Annotated in this window: 10 protein-coding genes and 1 tRNA gene; 7 read left to right on the top strand and 4 right to left on the bottom strand. The window is 38.8% G+C overall.

Going from position 1 to position 11,311, the window contains the following annotated elements:
- The 3 genes from CBG25_RS00665 to CBG25_RS00655 form a co-directional block, all read left to right on the top strand.
- Nucleotides 1-281: transposase family protein (locus CBG25_RS00665; protein WP_290603775.1), on the top strand; the 281-nt coding region annotated here is incomplete at its 5' end.
- 679 nt (nt 282-960) lie between these two features.
- Entirely contained in the window at nt 961-1,560 is a 600-nt protein-coding gene (locus CBG25_RS00660) for a TIGR04211 family SH3 domain-containing protein (RefSeq protein WP_290603770.1), read from the top strand.
- Between the two features lie 34 nt (nt 1,561-1,594).
- Nucleotides 1,595-2,821 carry a multifunctional CCA addition/repair protein gene (locus CBG25_RS00655; protein ID WP_290603768.1) on the top strand — a complete coding sequence of 409 codons (1,227 nt, stop codon included), beginning with the start codon at nt 1,595-1,597 and terminating at the stop codon, nt 2,819-2,821.
- Nucleotides 2,822-2,827: 6 nt separating this feature from the next.
- On the opposite strand, the gene folB is transcribed toward CBG25_RS00655, so the two are convergent.
- Entirely contained in the window at nt 2,828-3,184 is a 357-nt protein-coding gene (gene folB, locus CBG25_RS00650) for a bifunctional dihydroneopterin aldolase/7,8-dihydroneopterin epimerase (RefSeq protein ID WP_290603766.1), read from the bottom strand.
- A gap of 368 nt (nt 3,185-3,552) precedes the next feature.
- Between folB and plsY the strand changes: the two genes are divergently transcribed.
- Nucleotides 3,553-4,209, top strand: coding sequence for a glycerol-3-phosphate 1-O-acyltransferase PlsY (gene plsY / locus CBG25_RS00645; RefSeq protein WP_290603764.1), 657 nt, complete (start codon nt 3,553-3,555; stop codon nt 4,207-4,209).
- 29 nt (nt 4,210-4,238) lie between these two features.
- Here the strand turns inward: plsY and tsaD are convergent, their stop codons facing one another.
- A complete protein-coding gene (gene tsaD / locus CBG25_RS00640; protein ID WP_290603762.1) occupies nt 4,239-5,279 on the bottom strand; it encodes a tRNA (adenosine(37)-N6)-threonylcarbamoyltransferase complex transferase subunit TsaD in 1,041 nt (346 codons plus the stop codon).
- 322 nt (nt 5,280-5,601) lie between these two features.
- On the opposite strand from tsaD, the gene rpsU reads away from it, so the two are divergent.
- The 3 genes from rpsU to rpoD all read left to right on the top strand — a co-directional run bounded on the left by rpsU (nt 5,602) and on the right by rpoD (nt 9,703).
- On the top strand, nt 5,602-5,817 hold the full coding sequence (rpsU, locus tag CBG25_RS00635) for a 30S ribosomal protein S21 (RefSeq protein WP_026821546.1): 216 nt from the start codon (nt 5,602-5,604) through the stop codon (nt 5,815-5,817).
- Between the two features lie 112 nt (nt 5,818-5,929).
- Nucleotides 5,930-7,675, top strand: coding sequence for a DNA primase (dnaG, locus tag CBG25_RS00630; RefSeq protein WP_290603777.1), 1,746 nt, complete (start codon nt 5,930-5,932; stop codon nt 7,673-7,675).
- A 180-nt stretch (nt 7,676-7,855) separates the two neighbouring features.
- Complete coding sequence (gene rpoD / locus CBG25_RS00625; RefSeq protein ID WP_290603758.1) at nt 7,856-9,703, top strand: RNA polymerase sigma factor RpoD; 1,848 nt, start codon at nt 7,856-7,858, stop codon at nt 9,701-9,703.
- Between the two features lie 391 nt (nt 9,704-10,094).
- Here rpoD and CBG25_RS00620 read toward each other — a convergent pair.
- Both CBG25_RS00620 and CBG25_RS00615 read right to left on the bottom strand, forming a co-directional pair.
- Nucleotides 10,095-10,170: transfer RNA gene (locus tag CBG25_RS00620), tRNA-Ile, on the bottom strand.
- 769 nt (nt 10,171-10,939) lie between these two features.
- The coding region (locus tag CBG25_RS00615) for a transposase (RefSeq protein ID WP_290603757.1) at nt 10,940-11,311 on the bottom strand (372 nt) is incomplete at its 5' end.

Raw genomic sequence — 11,311 nt, 5'->3', positions numbered from 1 at the left:
AGGTAACCATCTGGGCAGATACCGGTTTTCAAGGTATAGATAAACAGCATCCTAATACACAAATCCCAAAAAAAGGAACTCGAAAAAGACCTTTATCGCCTGAACAAAAACAAGAAAATAAAATAATCTCGGGCATCCGTATTACAGTTGAACACGCCATCGCGGGTATCAAGCGCCTCGGTTGCATGACCCAAATTTTACGGAATCGTAGACCCTTTATTGATGATACCTTCTTACTCCTTAGCGCAGGTCTTTGGAATTTCCATCTCAGAACAGCGTAAAATTTACTTCAATCACCGAAACACCCTTATTTCACTATTAAGCAACACGCTTATTGATGATCCACTGTTTCAAAATAGATATTTGACAGTTTATGTAAGGAGAAATGTGTATAGCGAAAACATATTATTTTTTCACGGATCCGCTTAATAGCTTCCGGGCGAACAGATAATTTTAATTCAATTTCTAGCTGACGCATATTTAGTCCAGATTTTCTGATATTTCTCCCCCGAAGGATAAACGTTTCTATTTTTATTTATACTGTCTAGACGCATACTTAATGTAGATTGTTATTTTTTCTATTTACTCTGTCGCTGATTAAAAACGGACAATTTCATGACTAACGATAGAAAGGAGTTTTAAGTTTAACATAAATAAGCCAGAAAACATCAGCCAAAGCGTGATTCATTTTTCCTTACTAACAGTAAAAAATTTTTTCTAAAAACAAACAATTCTAATATTAATTAAGTCTATATTAATAACTAAACACCAGAAAAATAACTAACAAAGAATTTTATTCTATGGTTTTTACCTGAAAATAATAAAAAATGAAATATTATTAATAATGGCAAATCAATTAAAAGAATTATTATTTTACCTTTTTAGATTTGCATCAATACATTTAACGCATTAGTATCAGCTAATAGCACTTTTTTCACAGTTTGAAGATAGTTGAATACAATGAGAAAATTTCCTTTATTTATCTTAGCATTGATAGGATTTAACCTGCCAATGACGACTCAAGCAGAAGAAACGCTTTATGTTTCTGATGAACTGCCTACCTTTATCCATCGAGGGCCTGGAACCGATTATCGCATTATTGGTAGCCTAAAAAGCGGTGATCAAGTTCAGTTATTGAACACAGATGCTGAAACCGGCTACGCCCAAGTTCGTGATTATAAAGGACGAGTTGCTTGGTTACCCAAAAATCAACTCAGCAAAACACCTAGTGTAAAAGCACGTATTCCATTACTTGAAAAGAAAAATCAAGAATTACGTGAAAAATTGACCAGCATTGATAGTAACTGGAATAATCAAACCAGTGAAATGCAAAGCAAAGTGGCAGCCAGTGATCAAACTATTGCTAATCTAACCGCAGAAAACGAAAAACTGAAAAATGAGTTAATCCGCTCAGGAAAAAAATTAGAGATTGCACAAATCAATCTTGATAATAATCGCCGTGAGCTCATTTTACAGTGGTTTATGTATGGCGGTGGCGTTGCCGGTGCAGGTTTAATTTTTGGTTTATTATTACCTCATCTCATCCCACGACGTAAATAACGTAATGAACGCTGGATGAATTAAAAAAAATACCATGCAGATTTATCTTGTTGGTGGCGCGGTAAGAGATCAGCTATTAGGGTTGCCTGTTTCTGATCGTGACTGGGTAGTGGTCGGAGCTACCCCAGATGATTTAATCAAATTAGGTTTCCAGCAAGTCGGTAAGGATTTTCCCGTTTTTCTCCATCCAAAAACACGTGAAGAGTATGCCCTGGCTCGTACAGAACGCAAAACGGGTGTCGGCTATACCGGTTTTTCTTGCTATGCCGCACCTGATGTCACGATAGAAGAGGATCTGTTGCGTCGAGATTTGACCATCAATGCGATTGCGCAAACTGAAGATGGCCAACTGATTGATCCCTACAATGGTGAACGGGATATAAAAAATCTCCTATTACGCCACGTTTCCGCTGCTTTTGCCGAAGATCCTTTGCGAATACTCAGAGTGGCACGTTTTGCTGCTCGGCTAGCTAACCAAAAATTTACTATTGCCAATGAAACACAATCGTTGATGAAAAAAATGGTTTTTAATCATGAGTTTAGTACAATTAGCGCAGAAAGAGTGTGGGGAGAAACGGAAAAAGCACTACAATCATTATCGCCTGAAATCTATTTTCGTGTCTTATATGATTGTGGCGCGCTAGCTATTCTTTTTCCTGAAATTAATCAATTATTTGGCATACCTGCAGCGGCAAAATCACATCCCGAAATAGATACGCTTTTAACCTTAAAGGTAGCGGCCTCATTAACTGACAATGTCGAAACTCGCTTCGCTGCTCTCTGCCATGACTTTGGTAAAGCGCTGACCCCATCTGAACAATATCCCGCTCATGACGATTATGTTAGCAAAGGTATTTCGCTAATTGAGGCTATGTGCAATCGACTACGTATTCCTAATAGAATGAAAGAGTTAGCTAAATTAGTGGCTCGTTTTCATCAACAAATCCACCAAATTAATCAGTCAACACCAGAAACTGTTATTAATTTATTTAATCAATTAGATAGTTGGCGCAAGCCGGAGCGTATCAATAAATTGGTCATCGCCTGTGAAGCAGATGCTCGCAGCCGGATAGGGCGAGAGCATATCACTTATCCACAAGCTAAATTTGTTATTGAAGCATTTAAGACTGTACAACAAGTATCAAGCAAAGATCTTATTGAGCAGGGTATAACGGGGATCGCGATCAGGGATGAGCTTAACCGAAAACGTATCCAAACATTAACTGACTGGTGGCAGCAACAAACCATTTTACCGATTTAAGTTAACCTAAACAGATTTTGTCCGCTCTATAATCACACCAACCTGTTTAGCCTGCGCCACCGCACCTGGCTTACAAACTTTAACGCGGACCCAACAACTATTGAACTGATTTAAAATAATATCAGCAATCTCCTGCGCAACCCGTTCTATCAACGCAAATTTTTGTGTTTCTATATGATTAATTACCGCTTGGCTAACCTGCGCATAATCTAAACAATTTTCCACTTGATCACTTTTGGCTGCCTGCTGATTATCCCATCCCATCTCAATATCGAGCAACAATTTCTGTTGGATCGTTTGTTCCCAATCATAAGCACCAATGGTTGTGAATACTGATAACTGTTCAATAAATATAATGTCCATTTAACCTTCTCTCATTTTTTTAATTGCGATAAATAATCGCTTTCCAGATACTTCTCTATTATCATTGACAAAAATGGCCCAATGATCACACATTTTAGTAAAATTTGCGGCAATAATAGGAGATTAACGACTATCATGCTGACAGATTTTGCCAAAAAAACCAAAAAGTTGAAAAATAATTCACTATAACTAAAAAATAAATTTAGCAAAGATATTCCTTAGTTTTACTAACAACTATACTGTATATTTTATTAATGATCTGATATCCCTATGATCTTTAAAACACGGTATGCAAATAATACTTCGATAAAATACATGTATTATTAATACGTTAAGTTAAAAAGGTCATGATTATTTGGAGTAATGATATGAGTGCAATCGCACTTGGCATGATTATCTTCGCTTATCTCTGTGGTTCAATCTCCAGTGCCGTCTTGATCTGCCGATTGATAGGTCTTCCTGATCCCAGACGCCATGGTTCCGAGAATCCTGGAGCAACCAACGTGTTACGCATTGGTGGAAAAGCGGCTGCTTTAGCCGTGCTCATTTACGACATCCTAAAAGGGATGATCCCAGTATGGCTAGCCTATTATTTAAATATTCCTCCTTTTTACCTTGGAATTATTGCCATTGCCGCCTGTTTGGGCCATATTTACCCCATTTTCTTTCGTTTTAAAGGTGGAAAAGGCGTTGCTACTGCTTTTGGCTCAATTGTTGCCATTGGCTGGGGGTTATCTGGTGTTGTCGCGGGTACCTGGCTACTGACTGTACTACTCAGTGGATATTCATCATTAGGAGCTATTGTCACTGCTCTATTAGCGCCCTTCTATGTTTGGTGGTTTAAACCGGAATTCACCTTCCCGGTTGCGATGCTTTCATGTCTCATACTCTTTCGCCATCATGATAAAATTCAGCGTCTGTGGAGAAGCCAAGAAAGCCGTATATGGCAAAAAATGAAGAAAAAAAGCGAAAAAACAAATAAAGAACTCATTCAAGCCACTAAAAAGCAAGAAAAAAATGATTAACTACTGATTACTGTGTTAATTTTTAGACTTTAAGTCGATTTATGCACAGTTGTTGTTGCTAACGGTGATAAATCTGCTAGTGGCCAACGTGCTTTCACGGTGATATCCAGGCTATTTCTTACGCCATTTTTTAAACGGATCATGCCGGCCAGCGCTATCATTGCGCCATTATCAGTACAAAATTCTGGTCGAGCATAAAAAACCTGGGCGCCAATTTTTGTTATCGATTCTGCCATTTTTAGCCGTAAGGTACGATTTGCACTTACACCACCTGCCATAACCAAACGCTTAGAACCCGTTTGTTCTAAAGCACGTTTACATTTGATCACTAATGTATCCACAACAGCATCTTCAAATGCCCGAGCAATATCAGCAGCGGTTTGCTGATCCATACTATTATTACGAATGGTATTGGCAGCAAAAGTTTTTAAACCTGAGAAACTAAAATCCAGTCCCGGGCGGTCTGTCATCGGACGAGGAAATACAAAACGGCCAGCCTGTCCCTGCCCTGCCATCAATGATAGTGCTGGCCCGCCCGGATAATTCAAACCTAATAATTTTGCTGTCTTATCAAAAGCTTCACCCGCAGCATCATCAATTGATTCGCCTAATAACTGATACTGACCAATCGCTATTACATTAATTAACTGAGTATGCCCACCAGAGACCAATAATGCTACAAAAGGGAATTCAGGACTATTTTCTTCCAGCATTGGCGCCAGTAGATGCCCTTCCATGTGATGAATAGGAATAGCCGGCACTTGCCAAGCAAATGCTAATGAACGCCCGATTGTTGCTCCTACCAATAAAGAACCGATCAAACCAGGACCCGCGGTATAAGCAACCGCATCAATATCACCAGCAGTTGAATCCGCTTGTTGCAGTGCCGCTTTAATTAAAGGAATTGTTTTACGAATATGATCGCGAGAAGCTAATTCAGGCACCACTCCGCCATAATCGGCATGCAATTTTACCTGGCTATATAATTGATTGGCTAATAAACCTAATTGATCATCATAAATCGCGATACCCGTTTCATCGCAAGATGTTTCTATACCTAAAACACGCATATATTACTCACCACCTTCGCTAATAGCGCAAGTTTATCACTATTTATGTAAAAAAGGTGCAACTTCTCAGAAAATAAATAACTGTCTATCTGGATTAAATCAGTTATAATTAATATAAATAATTTGTAGGGCTTATTCATTATAATCTAGACTATGCCAACTATTTTGTTATTAAAAATAAATAATTGGGTGATTTTGTGCGTTTCGTTTTTATACAGCACTTTACAAAGCCCTACACATTGAAGTAAAATTCCGCACCATTTTAAAGACAGCTGGCTATGATATTGCTAGCAAAAACCGATTTTTTTGAGGTGAAAGGCACATGCCGGTAATTAAAGTACGTGAAAACGAGCCATTTGACGTAGCACTACGTCGTTTTAAGCGTTCTTGCGAAAAAGCAGGAATATTAGCTGAAGTCCGCCGTCGTGAGTTCTATGAGAAACCAACGACTGTACGTAAACGTGAAAAAGCATCAGCAGTAAAGCGCCACGCTAAAAAATTGGCTCGCGAGAACGCACGTCGTACTCGTTTGTACTAATTGCTACGGTTCAATAATCGTAACAATTCGACAGCAGTGATTAAGTGATTACAAGAAGGCCGTGCTTTCTAACAGGAAGCACGGCTTGTTATCTTTCATCAATGAAGAGTTTATGGCTGGACGAATCCCGCGTACATTTATCAATGATTTATTGGCCAGAACCGATATCGTTGATCTTATTGATACTAAAGTGCCGCTAAAAAAGCAAGGCAAAAACCATCACGCGTGTTGTCCATTTCATAATGAAAAAACGCCCTCATTTACAGTTAATGGCGATAAACAATTTTATCACTGTTTTGGCTGTGGCGCTCATGGTAATGCCATTGATTTTTTGATGAACTATGACAAGCTTGATTTTGTCGAAACGATTGAAGAACTGGCTACCATGCACGGATTGGAAATTCCTTATGAAACCGGCAATAGTTCAAACCAAATAGAGCGGCATCAGCGACAAAATCTTTATCAATTAATGGATGAAATTAATCAATTTTATCAACATTTATTGAATAAATCAGACTCACAGAGTGCAAAACAATATTTAATACAGCGCGGCTTAAGTGATGAAGTTATTTATCGCTTTTCTATCGGTTTTGCCCCAAGCGGCTGGGACAACCTACTCAAGCATTTCGCTAAACACGCTGATAGCCATAAACAGTTAGATGCCGCTGGTATGTTAGTTACCAATAATAATGGCCGCACTTACGATCGATTTCGTGAACGTATAATGTTTCCAATCCGAGATCGTAGAGGACGTGTCGTGGCATTTGGTGGCCGTGTTTTAGATGACACATTACCAAAATATCTTAATTCACCAGAAACTGAGATTTTTCATAAAGGCCGTCAATTATACGGCTTATATGAAGCAACACAAAATAATCTGGCACTTTCTAAACTATTAGTTGTCGAAGGTTATATGGATGTTGTCGCTCTGGCGCAATTTGGTATTAATTATGCCGTAGCGTCATTAGGTACATCAACCACGGCAGAGCATATCCAGTTACTTTTTCGGACAACAGATACGGTTATTTGTTGTTATGATGGGGATAAAGCCGGTCGCGAAGCCGCATGGCGAACGCTTGAAACGGCACTTCCCTATTTGAGTGATGGCCGCCAACTACAATTTATGTTTTTACCTGATGGTGAGGATCCTGATTCACTAATACGTAAAGAAGGTAAAACAAATTTTGAACAACGGATGGATAAATCCCACTCTTTGTCTACATTTTTGTTTGACACATTGGTTGCACAAGTTGATTTAAGCAGTCATGAAGGTAAAGCAAAATTCAATCGTCTTGCTATCCCTTTAATTAAAAAAGTGCCTGGTGATACTTTACAGTTATATTTGGCACAAGAGTTAGGTAATTTTATTGGTATTCCTGATACTTCACGTATTTTTGCCATGATCGAAAAAGGATCGGCGGAAAAAACAAATCATCAGACACCCAAAATTAAACCGACTACAATGCGAATATTGATCGCATTATTGGTACAAAATCCAAATTTTGTCAGTCTAATTCCTACTCTTGATGGAATTAAGCACTCACAATTACCAGGATTAGCACTGTTTTTAGAGTTAGTTGAACTTTGTCAATCTCATCCTGGCATAAATACTGGTCAATTATTGGAATGCTATCGTAATAATAAATTTGTTAAACAACTTGAAAAACTGGCAACTTGGAACGATATAGAGATAGAAGAGATAGCGGAAAAAATGTTCAAGGATGCGTTGGAGCATTTATTTATTACCGCGCTTGATGAAAGGTTCGCATTTCTGATGGCAAAAGAGCGAACAGAAGGCTTAACCAGTGAAGAACGTGAAGAAGTTCGTTTAATTACTGTTGCAAGAATAAAACAGTAATCTTGAAAAGTAAAAAACATCCGGCTTAAGTGCCGTATAACGTAGGGCAAGCGCCTGTAAGTTGCCATGATGTAAAGGGCATGGCACATAAAATAATTAAATTCCCTTTAATTTTATTGTTGGCTGACTTGTTTTCGCCGACCAACACCAACCCAAATTATGAAGTGTGGATACCGTCTTATGGAGCAAAACCCGCAGTCACAGCTGAAGCTACTAGTTACCAAAGGTAAAGAGCAAGGCTACCTGACCTATGCTGAGGTCAACGACCATCTGCCGGAAGATATCGTCGATTCAGATCAGATCGAAGATATCATCCAAATGATTAATGATATGGGCATTCAAGTGATGGAAGAAGCGCCTGATGCCGACGATCTTATTCTGGCAGAAACCGCCACTGATACTGACGATGATGCTGTTGAGGCTGCTGCCCAAGTATTATCCAGTGTTGAAAGTGAAATAGGCAGCACAACAGATCCTGTGCGGATGTATATGCGTGAAATGGGCACCGTAGAACTACTGACCCGTGAAGGTGAAATTGATATCGCTAAACGCATCGAAGATGGCATTAATCAGGTTCAGTGTTCTGTTGCTGAATATCCTGAGGCTATCGCTTATCTATTAGACCAATACGAACGTGTTGAAAAAGGTGAAATCCGCCTATCTGATATTATTACCGGCTTCGTTGATCCAAACGCTGAAGAGGATTTAGCACCGACAGCAACACATATCGGTTCAGTGTTACCGGAGGAAGCCTTAAATGATGACGAAGATGAAGATAAAGACGAAGACGACGATAGTGACGACAGTGATGAAAACAATGTCGATCCAGAACTCGCTCGACAGAAATTTTCAGAACTTCGTGAGCAATATGAACGTACGTCCATTGAAATCCAAAAAAATGGCCGTAACCATGCTAATTCAGTAGCAGAAATCGAGCAGTTGTCCGAAATTTTCAAACAGTTCCGTTTAGTACCAAAACAGTTTGATTATTTAGTGAACAATATGCGTGATATGATGGAACGTGTTCGTTCTCAAGAACGTCTCATCATGAAACTCTGTATTGAACAATGCAAGATGCCGAAGAAAAACTTCATTACCCTATTCTCAGGTAATGAAACCAATGGTAATTGGTTAGCTGCGACAAAAGCAATGAATAAACCCTGGTCTGAAAAATTAGTTGAAGTCGAAGAAGATATACAACGCTCATTGCAAAAACTACAACAAATTGAAGAAGAGACTGGTTTAACCATTGAACAGGTTAAAGATATTAACCGCCGTATGTCTATTGGTGAAGCAAAAGCGCGTCGAGCGAAAAAAGAGATGGTTGAAGCTAACTTACGGTTAGTTATCTCTATTGCTAAAAAATATACCAATCGTGGCCTTCAATTCCTTGATCTGATCCAGGAAGGTAACATTGGTCTAATGAAAGCGGTTGATAAATTTGAATACCGTCGTGGCTATAAGTTTTCAACTTATGCAACCTGGTGGATCCGACAGGCGATCACCCGTTCAATTGCTGATCAGGCGCGCACAATCCGTATTCCAGTGCACATGATCGAAACGATCAACAAGCTGAACCGCATTTCTCGCCAAATGTTACAGGAAATGGGACGTGAACCCTCACCTGAAGAATTGGCAGAACGCATGTTAATGCCTGAGGATAAAATCCGTAAAGTACTAAAAATTGCCAAAGAGCCTATCTCGATGGAAACACCTATTGGCGATGATGAAGATTCACATCTTGGTGATTTCATTGAAGATACTACTCTAGAGTTACCGTTAGACTCTGCTACCTCGGAAAGTCTAAGATCAGCTACCCACGAAGTTCTAGCTGGCTTAACGACCCGTGAAGCAAAAGTTCTGCGCATGCGCTTTGGTATTGATATGAATACGGATCACACTCTAGAAGAAGTGGGTAAACAGTTTGATGTTACTCGCGAACGGATCCGACAAATAGAAGCAAAAGCGTTACGTAAACTGCGCCATCCAAGTCGTTCAGAAGTGTTACGTAGTTTCCTGGATGAATAACGCTTATTTATCTTTAGCGTAATAAAAAGCACCTCTAGATAGGTGCTTTTTTATTGATAGTTATGTTAACTCAGCAGATCATTAGTAAAAGTTTTAGCCACTGTAATTAGATAACATGGTAAAAACGCTAACAAAATGGTTGCCTAAACACCCTCGATTCAATTTCCAATCTGATATTTAGTTTATCTATTAACACTAATTATTGCCAGTTATAGGGCAAAAATGGTTGTTTTAATTGCACTGACGTCGTCGATAATTGTCGCCACCGCTAGCTGCTGGCCGTTAGTGATAAATCCGTTGCCTACAAAGACAAGCAAAATCTGTGGCTTTAGAATAGCAAAAACCACTCATAGTAGAGTGGTATCAATTGGCTGCTATTATAGCTAAAATTTGGTGGCCCCTGCTGGATTTTAACCAGCGACCAAGCGATTATGAGTCGCCTGCTCTAACCACTGAGCCAAGGGGCCTAAGTGGGATGCATTATACGTGCTGTTTTAGTGCGGGTCTAGTCTTTATAAATCATATGCTTGTTTTATAAACAAAATCAGTAAAATTAATGATTCTGCTGTGTGTAATTTATTTATTAACTATTTCAGTTTAAATTCATGGCCAATAACTGAACAAAAATAACTTATTGATAAATTTGCATTCAAAAGTTAACAGCCAAGTTATGGATGAAATATAAACTAACTCATTAGGAAATCTGTAAAAGTCTATTGATAGAGTCTAAGTATTGATAATAGGTTATGAGCATAATTGATGTTGAACAATATCAAGAAAATAAATATGAATATTAAAAGCGTATAAGCCTTATCTTATAAGAAATAACAATCTGGATAAAATAAATAATCTAATTAATATAAATTATTGGATGGCATTATTATGTTGAATTTAAAGAAAACATTAGAAAAATTATATAGTATAAATTCGATATATCTGATTATATATCAATACTAATAACATATTCAGTAATATTAATATATATCTATTGTTGTAATACCATTAATCAAAAATAAGCCAATTGCGTTTATTTTAAATTTAATACTATTAGGGAAATAGGAAATAGGAAGTATGGCATATATAAATATGGATACCAATCGTTGGGCACCTCGAAAAACTCAAGATTTTCAATTAACCCTTGGCTTTCATTCTAAATAATTAGATTTTTTTTGATTATCACGCTACTGATTCTATCGCACATTGCCCTGGCTAGGGCCATTTGACCCATTCTGGGCGTCAGAAAGCCACGATGCACGCGCTCTGGAAGTACGCCAACCGCTTTAGGTTGTAACATGCTGCCATCATCGTCATGGCAAAATTAGCGCGCACCTGTCCAATGGTGCGGATCAGTTTTCTACCCATTTGTTCCATCGCCGCAAATGCATGTTCAACCCGTGCCCTAGTCTTTGCAATCCTGTGGTTTCGCCCTTGCTGAGTCTTGGACAACGGTTTGTTTCGATGGCCTTTACGCTGAATCTGGCTCCTATAGCCGTTTGCCTTCAGCCAAGCTTCCCGCTCCGCAGAGGGATAGCCTCGGTCGGCGTAGATATTGCGATTGGTGTTGGCCTTGTCAATGACCCTTTCGAAATGCTGACTGTCGTGGGTGCT

Origin of the sequence: Arsenophonus sp. ENCA (assembly GCF_002287155.1) — a bacterium.
GTDB classification, from domain to species: domain Bacteria; phylum Pseudomonadota; class Gammaproteobacteria; order Enterobacterales; family Enterobacteriaceae; genus Arsenophonus; species Arsenophonus nilaparvatae.
This window is presented reverse-complemented; position numbering and strand designations above follow the sequence as displayed.

Coding starts and splice junctions, on each gene's coding strand:
- CBG25_RS00660 (WP_290603770.1), top strand. CDS start 961: ATGAGAAAATTTCCTTTATTTATCTTAGCATTGATAGGATTTAACCTG.
- CBG25_RS00655 (WP_290603768.1), top strand. CDS start 1,595: ATGCAGATTTATCTTGTTGGTGGCGCGGTAAGAGATCAGCTATTAGGG.
- folB (WP_290603766.1), bottom strand. CDS start 3,184: ATGGACATTATATTTATTGAACAGTTATCAGTATTCACAACCATTGGT.
- plsY (WP_290603764.1), top strand. CDS start 3,553: ATGAGTGCAATCGCACTTGGCATGATTATCTTCGCTTATCTCTGTGGT.
- tsaD (WP_290603762.1), bottom strand. CDS start 5,279: ATGCGTGTTTTAGGTATAGAAACATCTTGCGATGAAACGGGTATCGCG.
- rpsU (WP_026821546.1), top strand. CDS start 5,602: ATGCCGGTAATTAAAGTACGTGAAAACGAGCCATTTGACGTAGCACTA.
- dnaG (WP_290603777.1), top strand. CDS start 5,930: ATGGCTGGACGAATCCCGCGTACATTTATCAATGATTTATTGGCCAGA.
- rpoD (WP_290603758.1), top strand. CDS start 7,856: ATGGAGCAAAACCCGCAGTCACAGCTGAAGCTACTAGTTACCAAAGGT.